At 37.4% G+C, this 19430-nt stretch carries 17 protein-coding genes and 1 pseudogene; 10 read left to right on the forward strand and 8 right to left on the reverse strand.

The genetic code is table 11. From position 1 onward, the window contains the following. Window positions 1–32: 32 nt before the first annotated feature. Both PR809_RS19580 and PR809_RS19585 read right to left on the reverse strand, forming a co-directional pair. A complete protein-coding gene (locus tag PR809_RS19580; protein ID WP_206276957.1) occupies window positions 33–1376 on the reverse strand; it encodes an NCS2 family permease in 1344 nt (447 codons plus the stop codon). 41 nt (window positions 1377–1417) lie between these two features. Beyond that, on the reverse strand, window positions 1418–3193 hold the full coding sequence (locus tag PR809_RS19585) for an adenine deaminase (protein WP_206276958.1): 1776 nt from the start codon (window positions 3191–3193) through the stop codon (window positions 1418–1420). Between the two features lie 144 nt (window positions 3194–3337). Between PR809_RS19585 and PR809_RS19590 the strand changes: the two genes are divergently transcribed. The 3 genes from PR809_RS19590 to PR809_RS19600 all read left to right on the forward strand — a co-directional run bounded on the left by PR809_RS19590 (window position 3338) and on the right by PR809_RS19600 (window position 6248). Continuing rightward, the gene (locus PR809_RS19590; RefSeq protein WP_206276959.1) at window positions 3338–4264 is read left to right on the forward strand and encodes a LysR family transcriptional regulator; all 927 of its coding nucleotides are present in this window, start codon (window positions 3338–3340) and stop codon (window positions 4262–4264) included. Between the two features lie 166 nt (window positions 4265–4430). After that, a complete protein-coding gene (locus PR809_RS19595; protein WP_206276960.1) occupies window positions 4431–5327 on the forward strand; it encodes a hypothetical protein in 897 nt (298 codons plus the stop codon). 186 nt (window positions 5328–5513) lie between these two features. Continuing rightward, window positions 5514–6248, forward strand: coding sequence for a vWA domain-containing protein (locus PR809_RS19600; RefSeq protein WP_206276961.1), 735 nt, complete (start codon window positions 5514–5516; stop codon window positions 6246–6248). 116 nt (window positions 6249–6364) lie between these two features. On the opposite strand, the gene efeB is transcribed toward PR809_RS19600, so the two are convergent. The 5 genes from efeB to PR809_RS19625 all read right to left on the reverse strand — a co-directional run bounded on the left by efeB (window position 6365) and on the right by PR809_RS19625 (window position 10411). Then, window positions 6365–7639, reverse strand: coding sequence for an iron uptake transporter deferrochelatase/peroxidase subunit (gene efeB / locus PR809_RS19605; RefSeq protein WP_102140081.1), 1275 nt, complete (start codon window positions 7637–7639; stop codon window positions 6365–6367). A gap of 11 nt (window positions 7640–7650) precedes the next feature. Further along, the gene (locus PR809_RS19610) at window positions 7651–8553 is read right to left on the reverse strand and encodes an EfeM/EfeO family lipoprotein (protein ID WP_102140080.1); all 903 of its coding nucleotides are present in this window, start codon (window positions 8551–8553) and stop codon (window positions 7651–7653) included. Next, window positions 8546–9379, reverse strand: a complete 834-nt coding sequence (locus tag PR809_RS19615) for an FTR1 family iron permease (RefSeq protein WP_206276962.1) — start codon at window positions 9377–9379, stop codon at window positions 8546–8548. The genes PR809_RS19610 and PR809_RS19615 overlap by 8 nt, the downstream gene beginning before the upstream one ends. Window positions 9380–9390: 11 nt before the next feature. After that, the gene (locus tag PR809_RS19620; protein WP_102140078.1) at window positions 9391–9726 is read right to left on the reverse strand and encodes a cupredoxin domain-containing protein; all 336 of its coding nucleotides are present in this window, start codon (window positions 9724–9726) and stop codon (window positions 9391–9393) included. Window positions 9727–9853: 127 nt separating this feature from the next. Beyond that, a complete protein-coding gene (locus PR809_RS19625) occupies window positions 9854–10411 on the reverse strand; it encodes an iron transporter (RefSeq protein WP_004913787.1) in 558 nt (185 codons plus the stop codon). 281 nt (window positions 10412–10692) lie between these two features. Between PR809_RS19625 and PR809_RS19630 the strand changes: the two genes are divergently transcribed. The 4 genes from PR809_RS19630 (at window position 10693) to PR809_RS19645 (ending at window position 14005) form a co-directional block, all read left to right on the forward strand. After that, on the forward strand, window positions 10693–11622 hold the full coding sequence (locus PR809_RS19630) for a DUF7916 family protein (RefSeq protein WP_206276963.1): 930 nt from the start codon (window positions 10693–10695) through the stop codon (window positions 11620–11622). 193 nt (window positions 11623–11815) lie between these two features. Then, window positions 11816–13150: a 30S ribosomal protein S12 methylthiotransferase RimO gene (rimO, locus tag PR809_RS19635; RefSeq protein WP_102140076.1), complete on the forward strand. Its 1335-nt coding sequence runs from the start codon at window positions 11816–11818 to the stop codon at window positions 13148–13150. 213 nt (window positions 13151–13363) lie between these two features. Then, complete coding sequence (locus tag PR809_RS19640; protein WP_272524671.1) at window positions 13364–13540, forward strand: hypothetical protein; 177 nt, start codon at window positions 13364–13366, stop codon at window positions 13538–13540. A gap of 231 nt (window positions 13541–13771) precedes the next feature. Then, window positions 13772–14005, forward strand: coding sequence for a helix-turn-helix domain-containing protein (locus PR809_RS19645; RefSeq protein ID WP_272524672.1), 234 nt, complete (start codon window positions 13772–13774; stop codon window positions 14003–14005). 607 nt (window positions 14006–14612) lie between these two features. Here PR809_RS19645 and PR809_RS19650 read toward each other — a convergent pair. Continuing rightward, the gene (locus tag PR809_RS19650) at window positions 14613–15242 is read right to left on the reverse strand and encodes a response regulator transcription factor (protein WP_102140074.1); all 630 of its coding nucleotides are present in this window, start codon (window positions 15240–15242) and stop codon (window positions 14613–14615) included. Window positions 15243–15713: 471 nt separating this feature from the next. On the opposite strand from PR809_RS19650, the pseudogene PR809_RS19655 reads away from it, so the two are divergent. The 3 genes and pseudogenes from PR809_RS19655 to purT all read left to right on the forward strand — a co-directional run bounded on the left by PR809_RS19655 (window position 15714) and on the right by purT (window position 19096). Beyond that, window positions 15714–16717, forward strand: a pseudogene (locus PR809_RS19655) (LacI family DNA-binding transcriptional regulator). Window positions 16718–16867: 150 nt separating this feature from the next. Next, window positions 16868–17794: an EamA family transporter RarD gene (gene rarD / locus PR809_RS19660; protein WP_195697633.1), complete on the forward strand. Its 927-nt coding sequence runs from the start codon at window positions 16868–16870 to the stop codon at window positions 17792–17794. A 123-nt stretch (window positions 17795–17917) separates the two neighbouring features. Then, complete coding sequence (gene purT, locus PR809_RS19665) at window positions 17918–19096, forward strand: formate-dependent phosphoribosylglycinamide formyltransferase (protein WP_166265761.1); 1179 nt, start codon at window positions 17918–17920, stop codon at window positions 19094–19096. Window positions 19097–19430: the final 334 nt, after the last annotated feature.

Genomic DNA, 19430 nt, shown 5'->3' on the forward strand with positions numbered 1-19430 from the left:
CAGATGTATCGGCTTTTCTGGCACTCGTGGTATTAGTGTTTTACTAACGTTGAAAAATAATAAACAAGCGGTACCGCGAGGATCCACAAACTAATTGGAATTTCTCTCCATTTGCCTGCAACCGCTTTGATTAAAATATAAAATAGCAGCCCACCCGCAATGCCTGTACCAAAACTATTAGCGATTAACGTAATCATCACCATCATTAATACCGGTAAGCCATCAGTAAAATTGCCTAAGTCCACTTTTCGTAAGCCGCTGAACATATTTAGTCCAATTAAAATGAGCGCTGGAGCTGTGGCTTGGGCTGGGATCATTAATGCGATAGGCGTAAATAACAGCATTAATAAAAACATAAAGGCAGCGGCAAGGGCGGTCATACCTGTTTTACCCCCAGCCTCTGCCGCGGCTGAAGATTCAATAAGTGCAGTTGCCGCAGGAATACCTACCCACGGGCCTAATGCAGCAGCAATAGAATCGACGATAAAAGGGCGGTTAATATTTGGCATATTACCTTCTTTATCTAATAAACCGGCTTCTCCGCCAACGGCTAATGTTGTTCCCATCGTTGAAAAAAATTCAGCGGCAAAAAAGACAAATAAGAAAGGGAGAAACGCGATATTTAGTGCGCCAATTAAATCAACATGGCCTAAGACAGGGGCAACAGAATGTGGAATACCAATAAAACTTTCAGGTAATTTTGTGACGCCAAATGGAATACCCAAAAGGGTGGCAAATAAAATTGCCCATAAAATTCCGCCTGGTATTTTGCGAGCTTGTAGAGCAATGGCAATGAAAAAGCCTGCGAGTGCGACTAACGCTCCAGGAGAAAGGAAATCACCAAGCATTAATGCATTTGTTTTTGGGTTAGCGAGGACTAATCCTGCATTTCGAAAGCCTAAAACGGCAACGAAAAGACCAATTGATGCAGTTAATCCGAGTTTAATTGATTGAGGGACAGAGCGTGTAACGACTTCACGCAAGCCAAATTTAGTTAATAGAAAAAATAAGATCCCTGACCAACAAGCAATGCCTAGCCCTATTTGCCAGTCAATACCTTCACTGCCTGCAAGAGTAATACCGACAAGAACAGAACCTCCGATACCAGGGCCAACAATAAAGGGTAAGTTTGCGTAGAATGCCATTAATAAACTGGCAATAACGAAGACAATAATCGTTCCAGTGGTTGCTGCGCCTTTATCCATCCCTCCAGCGGCAAGTAAACCGGGGATCACCACAAGAAGGTAAGCCGCGGCTAAAAAACCAGTAATTCCGGCTAAACACTCTGTTTTCACTGAACTTCCACGCTTACGTAAAGCAAAGCGTCTTTCCAGCCAACTCCCTGATGTTGGCTTATCTATTGAATTGTCAGCCATTAATTGGCTCTCCTATTATTATTTTTGATATTTATAGTTTTCTAGGCATGCTTAACAGTATGGATGATTGCGTTAACGATTTGACGCGTTGTTCCATCAGTTAATCCTAAATCAGTTAAATGCGGTCCCGCATTGCATGCAAGACAAGTTCCTTCAATGGCTTTAAAGACTCGATATGGCGGCTCCCAATCTGCGATTTGACTACTTAATTCACGTAATTGACGAAATTGAGCAGCCAGTTCAGTTGCGGGTAAATCAGATAACATACCGGCAATTGGCATAGCGACATGAGCTAAAACCTTGCCATTTTGTACTAACGCCATACCTCCACCACTTTCGATTAATAAATTAGCGGCAGTGGCCATATCATCAGGATCACGACCAAGCACAACGAGGTTATGTGAATCGTGTGAATAGCTAGTTGCAATGGCTCCGCGTAATTCCCCCCAGCCCTCAAGTAAGGCTATTTGAGGTAAAGCATCGTGGCGGCCGTGACGGTGCTGAACTCGAATAAGACTGAAATTATTCGGCAGTTGTACCACGCTATTTTTGATTTGTACGTCAATTTCTCCCCACTGGGTAAAGCGTGCTCCACGAATGTGACGTAAACGCGCACTACCATTATTGATTCCATCAATTTTTAATGTGCAATCATTTGGGGTTATTGGCGAAAGTCGCATGGTATCGCGTGGTGGTAAAATATTATCAGGGATACTTAACACATTAATAAGTTGGTTGTTTTCTGCAATTTTTTGCCCTGATACATACACAGCTTGTGCTCTTAATATTTCCAATGAATCGAAAATGACTAAATTTGCTTTTCTCCCCGCAGCAATCAGGCCAAGGTCATGGCGCTGTAGGCGTATTGCCGCATTGAATGTGGCAAAGCGCAGTACGTCAGTTGCCGGCATTCCATGCTCGATTAAAAGGTTTAGCAACGCAATAATGCCACCTTTTTCTATCAACATGTCGGGCGGTACATCATCTGTGCATACCGTAATTTGTGATGATAAATGAGGTAAAGATTTTAATGCGGCAACAATATCGGGAAGGAGATAAGGATGTGAGCCTCGAATTTCTAACGTAAGACCTGCACGTAGCTTTTCAAGAGCATCTTCAGCCGAAGTTAATTCATGATCAGAGGTGACGCCAGCCGCCAGATAAGCTTGGAGCTCAGCCCCTTTTAAACCTCTTGCATGGCCTTCTATAAGTTTGCCTGATGTAATTCCTGCATTTAAAATTTCTTCCATTCTATCACTGCCATGGAGCACACCAAACATATCCATAACTTCAGCCACACCGCGGACTTCCGGCCAACTCAGCATGGTTGATATTTCATTCCCAGCAAAATCCGCACCAGACATTTCTAAGCCAGGTGTTGATGGCACTGATGAAGGGGCTGCAACCATAACATCTAGCGGCAAATTTCGGCTAGAATCAATAGCATAACGTACACCTTCTAAACCTAATACATTGGCAAGTTCATGGGGATCCCAAAAGACAGCTGTTGTTCCTTGGGCTAGAACTATTTCTGCATAACGAACAGGGGGTAAGTGTGAGCTTTCTAAATGGACGTGAGTGTCTATTAAGCCGGGTGAAATGAAATAGCCAGATAAATCATGGGTTTCATTTGCATCACTACGAGTTCCTGTAGGGTGAACGCTAGCAATTAGGTTGCCGCTTATCCCGATATCTGCAAGGCGAACTTCACCTGTGACCATATCGACAATATTGGCATTAGCGAGTAAAAGGTCAAAAGGCTTTTCACCTTTAGCGGATTGAATGACATGACGCCTATTTTGTTTTGTTATGCACATAAAGTTACCATTGCTACAGTTTATGACTGTTACTTTATGAGCAACGCAAACGTTTGCCAAGATGATAAAATTTATCATGCGATAAGAAATGGTTATAATGAACAGATATATTGGCTAACCCAATAAAAATAAAAGTACATTATTATGATAGAACCTTGGCAGAGACTGCCAGCACTCACGCTCAAACAACTGCAGTATTTTGTGACATTAGCAAAACTGCGTCATTTTACCGAGACAGCAAATCGTCTAGCGGTGAGCCAACCTGCTTTGAGTAGTGCTTTGCGGCAAATAGAAACGGTTATTGGAGGAAAGTTAATTAATCGCACCGCTTCATCCGTAACATTAACTGAGCTAGGCGCTGCAATTTTGCCATATGCACAGCAAATTCTGAGTGTTTCTCACCGTGCATTTAGTGAAATTCAGAAAATCATCGTAGAGGGAGGGGATGGTACATTACGTATTGGGTTAGTTCCTTCCGTAAGTTCTTTGTTATTTCCAGCAGTACCTGAATTATTAACTCAATATTTTCCGAGGCTTAATATTGAATTTTATGACCAAACGAATGACGCTTTGGTGGAAAAGCTTATCAATCATGAAATTGATTTTGGCATTGGTGTGTTAGATAGCTCAGTGCCTCCAAATTTAAATATCTTTCCATTGCAGGATGACCCTTTTGTTGCCGTTATCCATCATGATGACCCTGTATCTGTTAATGCGTTTCACTTGCCGTGGAAATTGCTAAATAATCGTGATATTGCCGTATTTTCGAAAGGAAATATTCAACGTTTAGTTGCTGCTACGGTGGAAAGTCACCGACTAAAATTAAATATTCGTTATCAAGTAGATTATATTGAAACCTTATATGGCTTAGTTCGTTCGAAATTAGCGATTGCTATTTTACCACAGCTTTATACTGTACATTTACGTGACCCTGAATTGAAAGTTTTGCAATTACAACAACCTGAGTTAACGCGTACAGTCGCTTTAATTCGCAATAGCCAGCAAACAACACCATTAATGGATGAGGTTTTTCAGGTATTGTTAAAAGTATTGCGTGAAAATAACGTATGAGATATATCCACTAAGTTTGGTTATTATCGCATTTATCGTAAAGTTATTTTATTCGAATAACTGAATAATGGTCTCTAATATCGACAATAATATGTTAAAGAGCATCATGGATAGCTCTGGTGTTTTTAGTTAATAAATTAATTTTAAAAAGCTTTGGAATAACATTATGAATACTATACTAAAATATAGCTGTATTGTCTCTGCAGTTATGTTACTTTCCGCTTGTGATGATATGGATCTTTTAAGTGGTAAAGGCAAATTTTATTATAGTAATCCAAGTGAAAACACTATTACGTTTACGCTAGATGGTAAAGATTATGACGTTTTACCAGATGATAAAGGGGTTGTTTTACTTTCTAGTGGGTTACACCAGTTAAAAAGTGATGAAGGTCATGTGACAGATTTTTTTGTTTTTGAAAATAACTCTGGTGGTATTATTAACCCAAATAATTTTGTTTATTACACATTATCTGAAGTCTATGCCGTCGATGGCCAAGAAGATAAGTTTAAGCCTGCGAGCTACCCCATTACAATTAATGGGCATGAGCTTGAACTACCCGCTCGCAGTTCTAACGCGACGCTTATTGATGCAAATATATTCAGGTGTAGCTACCCTGTGGGCGAAAGCTTTCCTGATTCAATTACACTTTATGATGATAAATTAGATGGAAATATTAAGTCTAAGTGCTTTGATAAACAAGAATTAGTTACCTATTTAGATAATGAGTATGGTCAAAGTTTATTGCAGGATCCTGCTAATCATAAAACTTTAGACTCTATCAATATGCTATTTATGTATGAAGTTCCAACAGTTATTTTTGATAATCCAGATGTACAGGTAAAAGCCGAAAAATTAATTCAGTTGGTTACACGATTAAAAAAAACCGATGATGTTGATATTCATAAAGAATTAAACCAAGAATTTCACCATGCTATCACAGAATTAGTACTTGAACAGTCTCGAAGCGCTTCGTCAAGCTCTGTTGCAGAAAATATAAAGTATAATAATTTTATTCAAGAAATTAACATACTTAGAGAAAATGGTATTTGGTTGAAAGAGTAACCATTTTAAGTATATTTACTTTTTTGTGTATTGATATAAAAATATTATTTTTATGTAATAGTGGTTTTTTGAAATTAATTAAGAAAATGCTTATTAAGTATACAGAGTAATCTTATTTGAAATATTTGGTGAAAAAGCGAGATTGAGGTGGTTATATTTTTATTAACCTCACCAAGGAACTCGGCGATGAATTTATCCATACAATCTGTTTTCACCGTCATATCAGCTGTATTTTTGTTTTTATTTTCTTCTATCGCTAGCAGTACAACTATTATTGATACCAAAAAAGATCCTGATGTTTTGGATTTAGTATTCATTCTTGATAAAAGTGGCTCAATGTCAGGTTTCGAGGCTGATACAATCGGTGGATATAATAGTGTATTGACTGAAAATAAAGGAAAAAAAGCAAAGACCTACATTACAACTATTTTATTTAATGATAAAACAAGTTTACTCCATAATAGAGAACCCATTGAAAAAGTTTCTAATCTAACGCTTGATGATTATCCTGTTGGTGGCTATACCGCATTATTGGACGCAATAGGAGAAGGCATTGAAAAAATGCAAGAAAATAGAAAAGTTACTAAAAATAATAATGTTCTTTTTGTAATCATTACCGATGGGCAAGAAAATAGTAGCCGTAAGTATTCCCAAGCAAAAATTAAAGCGATGATTAAGTCAGCAGAAACAGAAGACAAATGGGATTTTATTTTCTTAGGTGCCAATATTGATGCCATTTCTGAAGCTGAAAATATTGGAATTAAAAGTTCAAATGCCACTGGTTATGTCCAAGATGGGACTGGATACGATAAGGCTTATCGTGCTGTAAATAAAGCGGTGGAAGCTAAACAAATGTCTGCGCCAATATCAGAGGACTGGAAGCAAGAAGTCGAAGCGGATGTGAATGAACGTAAAAAATAATAATGAATACAAATCTAGAGGGCATTTTATTAATTAACATGTTGAATAATTGATGATATCGCTCCGAGTAAAGCCCCTATAGAAAGTGTAATAGGGGCTTTATTTTATCAGTATCATCACTCGGTTTGTTTTAAAGCCGTAAACATTTTTTCAGCAAGGGTGTCTTGTGCTGATTCGACTCCTGGTAATACAAAATAGTATCCACCACCAAAAGGTTTGATATAACGTTCAAGTGGTTCGCCATTGAGACGTTTTTGAGTGTCAATAAAGCCTGTTTTTAAATTTTGCTGAAAAGAGACGAAAATCAACCCCATATCGAGGGCTCCAGTTTCGGTCAGCCCGAGTGAATAGCTGTAACTTCTACGCCTCAGTTTTGCGGTATAACGTTCAGGATTACGAGGCTCTGCACGACGCATATGGGAATCAAATAAAATACGGTCACCATGGGGATCTTCGCCAAATTTAGGATCATCATGCTCATTTTTCATGCCGATTGGAGCCCCTGAGTCTTTATGCCGACCAAAATCATTTTCTTGATCTTCTAATGGTGTTCTATCCCAAAACTCTAAATTAAAACGAATAAGACGTACTGCTTGGTATGTCCCTCCGTCGCACCAAGATGGTTCTTGGCTACCTTTTGTTATCCATATTAATTCGTTCATTAACGAATTATCATCGGCAGGCGCATTTCCTGTTCCATCCTTAAAACCAAAAAGGTTGATAGGAGTTGAGTGGTTATCAATATCCCGTGCAGGTAAGAAGCCATCTATTTTCCAGAGAGGAAAGCTGTATGGCGAAATATGACGTAGGATGTCACGTAATGCATAGATAACGCTTTCTTGGCTATTCGCACATATTTGCAGAAGGAGATCACCACCACACCATTTTTGTTCTAGTCGATCGTTAGGGAAACTGGTCATTTCACTAAGATGTTTAGGCTTAATTTTATTTAAGCCGAACCGGTTATCAAAAAGAGAATTTCCTAAAGCAACGGTGATAGTTAGTGAGTCGGGTTGTTGTTGTGTCCCAAGAATACCTGACTCTGCCGGAGGGATCTTATCGTTATTGATTGACGGCTCTATTTGGGATTGAGTTAAGTGAGCAATACGCTGGGTCAGTAAAGTAAAAACAGTTTGTAATTGTTCAACAGAATTCGCTGTAATATTAAATGCAATAAAGCTGGCATTTTTGGGTTCAGGCGTTAAAACACCGGCTTGGTTAAGCCCAAGGTAATTGATTGCTTTGTTATAGGTGAGTTGGCAATTAGCTATTTTCCCTTGAGCTTTTAATGTTGGAGCTGCTAAAACTGCGCTACTAATAGCGAGCATTTTTAGGGCATTACGCCGAGACATTCCGTTGGTTTGCAATATACTTCTTAGTTTAGCTTGCATAAATATATGCCTTAATATTTATAGTAAACATCGACATCGAGCTCAGCACGTAATTTCGCTAAGGTTTCAGCTTGCTGAGTGAGTAATGAATAAAGCGCCATTTTGTCTTTTAATTGTAATTGGCTATAAGGTTGATATGTGGTATTTGACAGTTGATATGGCTGCATTATTTGATTAATGAGCTGTTCATTCTGCTGTATTCTCTCAAGTGTTTCTGGCTTGATAAAAGGTTTAAGAACCTCAATTATTTTTTGTGATCCCTTTAAATTAGCGGCAATATCAGTTAAATCAGACAAACTGTAGATATTTTCTTTACCACCCAATTTCGTTTCTAAGATCATTTCAATAAAATCAGCCGAGGCTTGCACGAGCTTTGGTATTTCAATAGTTTCTGTTACCACTCGTTTATGTAAGTCACGCCCTTTGAGTAATAAATCTTGGTTTGCGGTTAAAGCAAGTTTTGCATTTTTTTGCTCAAATAATTGGTACTCAACAAGATGAAACCCCGTAAAGCGATAATCAGTTTCTTTATCGAGGAAATAATCGGCTCTTGGATTAATCGTCCTATCTGTATTACCAAATAGAATAATAATTGGGCGCACTGTTTCATAGTGCTGGTGAGCTTGAATGTATGCAGTTTGAGCTTGTTGTAGCTTTCCTTGCTGTAAACTCTGTTGCAATAATTCCAATTGCGTGACCATTTCTGCTAGCTCAGTATTGGCAAAGGTGAGATAGGTTTGGATTGCATGTTGATATTTTTCTGGAGTGGGTATATCCCCTTTAGCAATAATGATGTTATCCCCTGTTTGCACAGGGGATCTCAGTGCTTTACTTTGAACTAAAGTAGGCAGCGCAACACTGAGTATTAAGCTAAAAGATATCCATTTGATATTCCGTCTCAGTGAGCTAGACATTTTTTTTGCTCCGAGCAAACAATGGGATCACAATAGCCCAATAAAGGACAAAGGTAATGACGCTGAGCCAAATAGGTTGTGAACGATAAGCAAAGAAAGAAGAGATAAAATTGCCAGCGATACCAGAATCATCGAGAAATGCAGTTGTATCCCAAGCGGGATAAATTAAAAAGTCAGGGATAGTAAAATCATATTCGATTAGTAAGTTTGCACTTTCTTCGACCCCTTTAAGCAACAGAGATAATGCAAGGAATAATAGAATAACCCCTGTAACTTTAAAGAAGATAGACCAAGAAACTAAGCGATTTGTTAATAAGAAGATATAAAGTGTAAGACCTGCAATTGCAATTCCTCCACCTACCTCGATAAAGAAAGCCGATGCATTAGATGCGGTTAAAGACATAATAAAACTAGATAGGAAGACGACTATTTCACTCCCTTCACGGGCGATGGCAATGGCAATAATTAGTGCGGCTCCCCACCAGTTATGGTGAGAGGCATTACGGCTAATTCCTGATTCAATTTCTGATTTCATTGAGCTGCCATGTTTGTTCATCCAATACACCATTTGGACAATCAAAACGCAGGCGAGTAATTCCATAAAAATCATGAACAGTGATTGCCCTGTATCATCAAGGACATTGAATACGCCATAAATCAGAAGTGCTAGTAAGATGGAGGTAATAACCCCAATAGCGACACCAGCCCAAAGGTATTTCATACCATTTTGTGCGTCAGGATGACGTTTAATCCACGCATAAATAATGCCAATGACAAGTAGCGCCTCAAAACTTTCACGCCAAACAACAAATAGAACTTGTCCCATATTAAATCCTTTTATTTCGCAATGATCTCGCCTTTGGGGTGAGAAAGGTGGAAGTCATCAAAAAAAGAATAAGTACCGGGTTTTAGAGGTGCGATAACAACAACTGAGCTTGCTCCAGGTGCTAAAACTTTTTCTTTTCTTAACTGAATGCTTTCAAATTCTGCGGGCTCAGTGCCTGTATTGGTAATTTTAATTCGAATAATCGTTTTTGCGGGAACTTCAAGAACACGTGGGATGAGATCACCATTTTTCATTTCTAATTCGACAGTGTATTTTTCCGCAGCAAATGAAGATAGGGGAATTATTGTACAAGCGATAACCAGTAAAAAACGCAGTAATGTTTTCATTTTGGCTTGGTTTATCCTTTAATAAGTACAAACAAATAATAAGTACAAATAAATAATAAGTACGAACAAAAAAGGGCTCATGCAAGAAAACTTCCTTGATTAAGCCCTTAGTTAATTTCGATTAAAATTAGTAACTACCTTTACGGCCAACACCTGCGTAGTCAAAGTCCCAAGAGACTTCGAAAGGTTGGAACCAAGGTGCTACGCCGGTTTCTTTGTCAATATGGCGCCCAAAGGCAACATCTTTATTGTGTGATGGTGGATAAATTTTATAAGTGACACGGTATTTACCATTGCCATCTAATTTAATGTTTTCCCCATAATGAGGACCATCACTGGCCACCATCGGCATAAACGTGCCCGTTTGAGTTTGTGGTTTATCACCGAGTTTGGTAACCGAATATTCAATGGTTAGGTAAGGGATCCAATCACCTTCTGCAAAGCCATTTGGGTTATCTTCAACCGCGTGAATATCTGCTTCTAAGTGGACATCTGCTTTATCTGCCGCTAAGTGCGACATTGCATGATGGCCTTCTTCGGTATCCATTGTAATGGGTTGTAGATAAACGCCTTGGATTTCCATTCCGTTTTTGATCACAGGGTGACCGAGAGGGTACTCTTGAGCTAATGCAGAGATTGAAAACAACGCAAGACCTGAAACAGCAGCTTTGTAGGCGAGTTTCATTATTTTAGTCCTTACCATAAGTGATATAGAGCTGTAATGATAATCATTACTATTACTAAAAAACAAGCGGTAATTTACGATAAGTAAATTACTTGCCACTGAAAAGTTTGTTTTTATATAAAAATCTGAGTGTTAGAAATAGTTATTATTTTAAAAAAAATAACTTACTAATAGTGTGTTCTATTAGGCTGTTTATTATTAACTACGTGATATATTTCGAACATAGATATTTTATTTCGAAAGAGTTATTCATCAATTTTATTGAAAATAAAGGTACAGCCATGCAACGACGTTATCTTGATTGTTCAGCTTCTGAAATTATAAATTTCAATAAAAAGAAACTATTAGAATCTATTAAAGCCAGTGAAGGGCGGATATTAGTTTCCGAAACCATTGGTACTATTCAACCTGTATTAATGACAGTGACGAATGCTGAATTAGCCGCAAGTCAAGGTGCAGATATCTTGCTGCTAAATGTTTTTGATGTTAATCAACCAATTATGCAAGGCCTACCTGAAGGGATTGAACCCGAAGAAATCATTCGCACACTTAAGCGTTTAACGGGACGATCAATAGGCGTTAATTTAGAGCCCGTCCCTGATGGATTTAATAATCCGACACAAGATGAGCAATGGAAAATATCGGAAGGGCGATTAGCAACAGTAAAAAATGCCATTAAGCTAAAAGAAATGGGTGCTGACATTATTGTTTTAACGGGAAACCCTGGAAATGGAGTTACTAATCAGGAAATTAACCAAAGTCTTAAAGAGCTTAAAGCTGTTGTGGGTGAAGATATTGTGCTTATTACAGGGAAAATGCACGCTTCAGGGGTTTTGAATGCTTCAGCTGAGCAACTCATAACAGAAGATGATATTCGTACTTTTATTAACAGTGGTGCAGATATCATTTTGCTCCCAGCGCCGGGAACGGTCCCCGGGATCTCGTTAGAATTTGTGCAAAAAATGGTGAGTTATTGCCATTCCCAAGGTGTGATGACAATGACAGCGATTGGGACTTCTCAAGAAGGTGCAGATTTACAAACTATTCGACAAATAGCATTAATGTGTAAAATGGCCGGGACAGATTTACATCATATTGGTGATTCAGGGTATAACGGAGTTGCATTACCTGAGAATATTTTAAATTATAGTATTGTGATCCGAGGGGTTAGGCACACTTACTCACGTATTGCTCGTTCAGTTAATCGTTGATTAACATTCTTAGGTGGTTTTTACAAAAATACTTTGCAGAAATCGCCTATTTCAAGCAAGATTTTTTTATCCTATTTCAGCTCTAAATACAGATTATTTTCGACAAAAATTTATACAATTCCCTCAATTCTTCAGGTAAAATTTCGCCCATTTTTCTAAAACAATATTTATAACACAATAAAAGAAGTGAGTTATGTCGCAAAATACTAATCCGGTGCCAAAAATTGGTTTCGTCTCTCTTGGCTGCCCAAAAAACCTAGTTGATTCAGAACGTATTTTAACTGAATTACGCACTGATGGTTACCAAGTGGTTCCAAGCTATGATAATGCTGATTTAGTTATTGTGAATACGTGTGGATTTATCGATAGTGCAGTGCAGGAATCGTTAGAAGCGATTGGGGAAGCACTGAATGAGAACGGTAAAGTGATTGTGACAGGATGCCTTGGTGCGAAAGAGAACCAGATTCGTGAAGTGCATCCGAAAGTATTGGAGATCACAGGTCCACATAGCTATGAGCAGGTACTTAACCATGTGCACCACTATGTTCCGAAGCCTGAACATGACCCTTTCTTTAGTTTAGTCCCAGAACAAGGGGTAAAACTGACACCGAAACATTATGCTTATTTAAAAATTTCCGAAGGGTGCAATCATCGTTGTACTTTTTGCATAATTCCTTCTATGCGAGGGGACTTAGATAGCCGTCCAATCGGTGATGTGTTAAATGAAGCTAAGCGTTTGGTCGCTTCAGGCGTAAAAGAGCTACTGGTTATTTCACAAGACACTTCCGCATATGGTGTTGATGTTAAAAATAAAACAGGCTTTTGGGATGGGCAACCTGTAAAAACCAGCATGGTGGGGTTATGCGAACAACTTGCTTCAATGGGCGTATGGGTGCGTTTACATTATGTTTATCCTTACCCACATGTTGATGATGTCATTCCTTTGATGGCAGAAGGTAAAGTTTTACCTTACTTAGATATTCCGTTACAGCATGCAAGTCCCAAAATTTTAAAATTAATGAAACGCCCTGGTGCTGTTGAAAGAACACTTGAACGTATTAAACGTTGGCGTGAAATTTGCCCTGAACTCACCTTACGTTCAACTTTTATTGTCGGATTTCCTGGTGAGACAGAAGAAGATTTCCAAATGCTATTAGATTTCTTGTCAGAAGCTAAGTTAGATCGAGTAGGCTGCTTTAAGTATAGTCCTGTCGAAGGTGCGAAAGCGAATGAGTTAGCTGATCAAGTTCCTGAAGAAATTAAAGAGGAACGTTATCATCGTTTTATGCAACTACAACAGCAAATTTCTACACAGCGATTACAAGATAAAATTGGTAAAGAGATTTTAGTTATTATTGATGAAGTTGATGATGAAGGTGCCATTGGCCGTAGTATGGCTGATGCACCAGAAATTGATGGCATGGTTTATCTTAATGGTGAATTTGGAGTTAGCGCTGGAGATATAGTGAAAGTATTCGTTGAGCATGCAGATGAATATGATCTGTGGGGGAATATAGTTACTTCGTAATTTGATGAAAGCGTTTTAAAAGTCTATGTGGCTAACTTAGGTAAATTAAGTTAGCCATTTTGTTTTTTAGGACACAGATATACTGCTTTTAATTATAAAATTGATGCAGATCAATGGTTTTAAATCTATCAATTAATAACTTGATCTAGAATATAAAAATTAAATGGCAAGTTGACATAATCAGATAACTCTTATCGAAGAATAAGGATAACTATGTCAACCCATTTAACATTTCCAACTACAACACCTGTAATAGAAAGTAATTATAATTCAGATGATTACGAAGACATCGTTGAGCTTGCTTATACAACTATTGAAGATGGATTAGCCTCATTACATGATGATCATATTCGTAGTTCTCTCGTTAGCACTGATGGAAAAACGTTTTGACTTAGTAATGAGTTTAGCGGTAATTTTGAAATAGCAAACTTGTTATCAGGTAATTTAACTTGTGGATCACAAGTTAGGCTATATGCAGCTCCAATTGAACTACATGGGATCTTTTATTATTTAGCACCAGTATATTCACACACTGGTGAGCCTGTATTAGTTGTCGCTATATCTTCAACTCAGAATTGCTGCAATGTTTTGTTCGCGCTTACGCAATCTTTGGCAAGAGAAGTGAGTGAAAAATTGAAATTCCACTATTATGAACAAGAGGCTTTTAAGGTAGATAAGGAAGAGCAACGATTCACTAACTTGGATATTCACTCAGTTGAGAAAGCTTTGATTATTGAAGTTGCACAAGCTTGTAAAGGTAAAATTCAGCAAATGCATAAAGTCCTTGCTATGGGGCGGACAACGTTATGGCGCAAACTAAAGCAGTACGAAATCAACATTAAAGACTATAAATAGTTTCTTGCATGTGTTCTGATGAGTAAAAAAATAGCGCTTTCGCATGTTTTTGTGGACAACAACAAAACAAAAATAGCAAAGCGCACAAAATTTACCAATATTTTGAACGACAGCCAATAGATAAATAAAGCGTAGCTATCTGCTTGTATCGTTACTTGATGTATCGAGAAAAGAAAATGAAAACGATGCTCATTATGCAGGGATTTGGTAAGGCGGTATACTGTTTTTAGCCTTGTTTTTTTAGATTTATGATGGATGAATACCGATGAGAAAGGCTATTGTCTTACTAAAAAATGGCGTGATAGAAAACATTTTATTTTAAATAGTATTTCAATAACCTAAAAAAATATTATTTTATCTTGTAAGTATTAGGGGCTGTTATTCCTATTGGAATTATCAATTTACTTGGTTTTTTAATCCATAATAGAGTGGTACTATTGTTTATCTCATGTAAAAATAAATCATTATTTCATAATTGGCAGAATTTTAATCTATATTTATCTAAATTATAGTGTCTTTAGCATTTCTCAGATAATTAATTTCTGATGGTTTAGAATAAAACCATCAGAAATAATAACGCTATAGAAAAGTAAACATATCATATGAATTAAATATATTTAGGATAAGTATTAATGTATTCGTATTCTTGAATAAGTTGTGGCAATGACTTAATACCTAATTTTGTATAAATGTTAGAGCGATGAACCTCAACAGTCCTTGGTGATAAAGACAGTTTTTCAGCCGTTTCTTTACTCGTATTGCCCTCTAATATCATATCCATAATTTCTCTTTCCCTAACCGAAAGGCGGTTAAATTTATCAGAGAGATGAGTATATTTCTTATGCTTTTCATGCGTGCTTAAAAATAATTCCGTTGCACTATTGATGGCATTTGAGATTTCAATGTCCTTGAAAGGAAAGGGAAAAAAATCAAAGCTTCCAGCTTTAAAGCTCTCTCGACACAGACTGACAGAAGGCTCTTCGGCAAGCACAATGAATGGAACAATACCAAATGAATTACTTATATTGTTTAATCGATTAATACGATTTTCATCATTGTTTAAGAATAATAAAATACACTCTTTTACATTATCCTCATTAGGATAAGTATAATTACTCATAAACACTTCTTCATTATTATAAAATCTCAAGGTGAAACCAAAAGATTCTATCATTAATTTCAGTTTATTCTTAAAGACATTATCACTTTCTACAATTATATGAATGGTGTTATTCATCACCATACTCCTGTTGAACTGATTTGATATTCATATCAATCTGATAAAATACGTAGATAAATAAAGTGAAATTTAAATTTCACAATAATATTTTCTACTGATCGTTGTTTTTTTTATAATGTATAACCGACCTTAATTTATATTAAAAACATCATCTAGCTAAATTTAATATAAAAATAGAAACAATAGTTAAAGTTTGTGTCATTGAGTAATATTCGATTAATGATGTGTAACATCTTAGGTAAATTTACTTATTAAATGTGTTCTTTAACATAAAGTGATTGATGGAAATATTGTTAAAGCTAATCAATAATATCTTAAATCATTAGTCAGAAAAAGTCTTAGATGTGAACTTTATGCTATTTTTTTAGGTGATAGTACTTAACTTGTGAATTGATGAAGATTAAGTGCTTTTTATATCTAACATGTTAGAATTTATTTTTATCTAGTTTCGATGAGTGAATATACGTAATGGCTTCTTTAAAAGACGTAGCTCGGCTTGCAAACGTTTCATTGATGACAGTATCACGGGCAATTAATAATCCTGAATTACTTAGGCCTGAAACCTTGAAACAGGTCCAACAAGCTATTGAGTCACTCAATTATGTTCCTGATTTTTCGGCACGAAAAATTAGAGGAAAAGGTTCTAGGGTGTCAACCGTCGGCGTTTTGGCCCTGGATACAGCAACAACCCCGTTTTCTGTCGAAATCATTCTTTCCATAGAGCAAACAGCGAGGCAATTTGGTTGGAGTAGCTTTGTTGTTAATATTACATCTAGTGAAGATAATGAAAGAGCTGTTCGGCAATTATTATCTCAGCGGCCAGATGGTATTATTTATACTACAATGGGGCTTCGAGAAGTGGCTATTCCAGAAGCATTGCATAATAATCGTTTGGTTTTAGCTAATTGCATAGATAAAAAAGGGCAATTTCCAGCTTATGTGCCAGATGATTTTAATGGTCAATTTAATGCGGTGAATCGCTTAATAGAGAAAGGGTATCGAAATCCTCTTTGTCTTTATATTCCACAAGAGACTCTAGCTGGAAAAACGCGCCGTGAAGCGGTGGAGTCTGCATGGGCAAATGCTAATTTACCACTATCATCACTTCAGCAATACCATTTAGAGTTAGGTGATGAACACTATTTAGATGTGATAGCTTTAATTAATAGTCATTTTGATAATAAAAAACCTGATTTTGATGTCATTATTTGTGGAAATGACCGTATTGCCTTTTTAGCTTATCAAGTACTGCTTAGCCATGGTTTGCGTATCCCACAAGATATTGCAGTACTTGGCTATGATAATATGATAATATGATAGGGGTTGGGGAGCTGTTTTATCCACCATTAAGTACGGTTGTGTTGCCACACTATCAGTTAGGCCAACAAGCTGCTTTGCATATTATAGAAGAACGGCAGCAAAGCCGTGTTGAATATGTTGCTTGTGACTTGTTAGAACGTGATTCTTTTTAATTTTGTCGAGAAAATCAAACCTAATAAGCAGCTATTCAATTGATTTTTTGAGTTCCCAATAAACCGCTTTTTCTAACAAGTTTTATTTTCTGCATTTTGGCGTATGATACGGAGCTAATATATTTAATCAGATTGTATTGTGGATAAATTATGTTGCTTCGCTCGGGAGTGGCCCTTGCTATTTTTTCCTATATCTTATGGGGAATAACACCATTATTTTATCGTTTACTTCCCGGCGCTGAACCTCTAGAGCTGCTTGCTGAACGTCTTATCTGGTCTATCCCTATACTTTTTTTTGTTCGCTTAATTATTAAAAACAAATCTTTGTGGTGCCAGGTATGGTCTGATAAACGGTCGATAATCCTCTGTTTATTTAGTTCGTCAGTTATGGCGATATCTTGGACAACATTTACCTACGCATTAACTCATGGGCAGGTGTTAGCCGCTAGCCTTGGGTATTTTATTAACCCATTATTTTCTATTTTACTTGGCGTTTTGTTTCTTCGCGAACGGCTTGTTTTCGCAGAAAAAATGGCTGTTATTTTTATTTGTGCGGGGGTCGGTTACCAAATTTGGCAGTATGGTGAATTACCTATTTTAGCGTTAGTTATGGGTAGTGCATTTGCGATATATGGGTTAATTCGTAAATTTATTCGATTTGATGTGATTACGTCTTTATTTCTAGAGGCACTTTGGCTACTTCCTATCGCAATAGCGATCACGTGGTGGTTAGTATCTAATGGTTTAAGTGAAGTGGCACAAGGCGATTGGCAAATCAAAATTCTTTATATGTTGGCCGCTCCTGTTACGATAATTCCGTTGCTCTTTTTTACAGCAGCAATTAAAAGAACATCATTAACTGTGATCGGGTTGGCACAATATATAGAACCAACAATTCAATTTTTATTAGCCGTATTTTTATTTAATGAGCTATTTGATTGGGTTAAAGGCATCAGTTTTTCACTCATCTGGGTTGGTTTAATGTTTTGTGTATTCGCTATTTTACGCAAACAGTATATTAAATTTTCACATAAAGACCCCTTTATTACAGGGCGTGATAAAACACCGCTAGATTAATTTATTGATATTATTATCAAATGGTTATGAGGTTTTTGTTTTGTGATTTTTTATCCTTGATAGTAAAAGCAATCGATTGCGTATATAATTGATATTAACTTTTTGTCGGTAGGGTTATCAATTATGAATCAATTAGGTACTGCGCTGTGTAAATCAGCAACAAAAGTGATGTTGTTAGGCGCTGGAGAGTTAGGCAAGGAAGTGGCGATTGAATGTCAACGGTTGGGTATCGAAGTTATTGCAGTTGATCGCTATGATAATGCGCCGGCGATGCATATTGCACACCGCAGTTATACGATAAATATGCTTGATGGCGAAGCGCTGAAGCAAATCGTTTCAATTGAAAAACCCGACATTATTGTGCCTGAAATTGAAGCGATTGCGACACAGGTATTAATGGAGCTTGAACAGCAAGGGCAAAAAGTGGTTCCGTCAGCGAAAGCCATTGTGCTTACTATGGACAGAGAAGGGATCCGACGATTAGCCGCAGAAGAGTTGAAGCTGCCAACATCAGAGTACCAATTTGTGGATAGCAAACCCGATTTTGTCACAGCGGCAGAAAAAATTGGTTTTCCTTGTATTGTTAAACCGGTGATGAGTTCGTCAGGGAAGGGGCAAAGTGTGATCCGCTCTCAAGATGAATTAGAGCAGGCTTGGGATTACTCACAGCTAGGTGGGCGAGCAGGGCAGGGACGTGTGATTGTTGAAAAAATGGTTAATTTTGATTTTGAAATTACATTGTTAACGGTCAGTGCGATAGATGGTATTCACTTTTGTGCACCCGTGGGGCATCGGCAAGAAAAAGGCGATTATCGTGAGTCTTGGCAACCACAGTACATGAGTGAGGTTGCATTGAAAAAAGCGCAGGACGTTGCTGAGAAAATTGTTACCTCTCTAGGGGGCTACGGAATATTCGGTGTTGAATTATTCGTGTGTGGTGATGATATCATCTTTAATGAAGTTTCACCTCGCCCTCATGATACGGGGATGGTGACACTTATTTCACAGAGTTTATCTGAATTTGCCTTACATGTGCGTGCATTTCTTGGTTTCCCAATCGGTGTGATCCGCCAATATGGGCCAAGCGCTTCAGCCGTTATTTTACCCAATTTACACAGTCAAAATGTGGTTTTTTCACATATAGGTTCAGCGTTGGGGTCTGATACCCAATTACGATTATTTGGTAAACCTGAAATTGCAGGTACTCGCCGATTAGGTGTTGCTTTGGCTATTGCGGATTCTATTGAAAATGCATTAGATATGGCCAAAAAAACCGCTAGTACAGTGTGTGTTTCTGGTTGACTTCGATGAGATCTGCGCTCATCCACTTTAAGTGAGTGAGCGCTTGTATATTGCCGCGATAGCTGCCTGCTTTGATTGTTTCAAAATGGTCGTTGTGACCGTTTTATGAAGGGCCAAAACGGAACCGAGTCATCCCCTAGCGCCAATTACTGACACTGTAAATTTCATCCCTTTCACTGCATCACCTTTTGTTATTTATTGTTGTGAGTTATTTTTCAACCGGAATATATTTTATTAACGCTGTAGCCCAATATTACTAGTTGAAGAGGAGTTAATATTATTTTAACGTTGTCATTTCTATTAAAATAATTTGGCTCATTTAAAATAATCAAAC

The sequence above is a fragment of the Providencia sp. PROV201 genome (genome assembly GCF_028479545.1).
Classification (GTDB): Bacteria; Pseudomonadota; Gammaproteobacteria; order Enterobacterales; family Enterobacteriaceae; genus Providencia; species Providencia huaxiensis.

Coding starts and splice junctions, on each gene's coding strand:
- PR809_RS19650 (WP_102140074.1), bottom strand. CDS start 15,242: ATGAATAACACCATTCATATAATTGTAGAAAGTGATAATGTCTTTAAG.
- PR809_RS19595 (WP_206276960.1), top strand. CDS start 4,431: ATGAATACTATACTAAAATATAGCTGTATTGTCTCTGCAGTTATGTTA.
- PR809_RS19600 (WP_206276961.1), top strand. CDS start 5,514: ATGAATTTATCCATACAATCTGTTTTCACCGTCATATCAGCTGTATTT.
- PR809_RS19585 (WP_206276958.1), bottom strand. CDS start 3,193: ATGTGCATAACAAAACAAAATAGGCGTCATGTCATTCAATCCGCTAAA.
- purT (WP_166265761.1), top strand. CDS start 17,918: ATGAATCAATTAGGTACTGCGCTGTGTAAATCAGCAACAAAAGTGATG.
- PR809_RS19580 (WP_206276957.1), bottom strand. CDS start 1,376: ATGGCTGACAATTCAATAGATAAGCCAACATCAGGGAGTTGGCTGGAA.
- PR809_RS19625 (WP_004913787.1), bottom strand. CDS start 10,411: ATGAAACTCGCCTACAAAGCTGCTGTTTCAGGTCTTGCGTTGTTTTCA.
- PR809_RS19615 (WP_206276962.1), bottom strand. CDS start 9,379: ATGGGACAAGTTCTATTTGTTGTTTGGCGTGAAAGTTTTGAGGCGCTA.
- rimO (WP_102140076.1), top strand. CDS start 11,816: ATGTCGCAAAATACTAATCCGGTGCCAAAAATTGGTTTCGTCTCTCTT.
- rarD (WP_195697633.1), top strand. CDS start 16,868: ATGTTGCTTCGCTCGGGAGTGGCCCTTGCTATTTTTTCCTATATCTTA.
- PR809_RS19590 (WP_206276959.1), top strand. CDS start 3,338: ATGATAGAACCTTGGCAGAGACTGCCAGCACTCACGCTCAAACAACTG.
- PR809_RS19630 (WP_206276963.1), top strand. CDS start 10,693: ATGCAACGACGTTATCTTGATTGTTCAGCTTCTGAAATTATAAATTTC.
- PR809_RS19610 (WP_102140080.1), bottom strand. CDS start 8,553: ATGTCTAGCTCACTGAGACGGAATATCAAATGGATATCTTTTAGCTTA.
- efeB (WP_102140081.1), bottom strand. CDS start 7,639: ATGCAAGCTAAACTAAGAAGTATATTGCAAACCAACGGAATGTCTCGG.
- PR809_RS19620 (WP_102140078.1), bottom strand. CDS start 9,726: ATGAAAACATTACTGCGTTTTTTACTGGTTATCGCTTGTACAATAATT.
- PR809_RS19640 (WP_272524671.1), top strand. CDS start 13,364: ATGTCAACCCATTTAACATTTCCAACTACAACACCTGTAATAGAAAGT.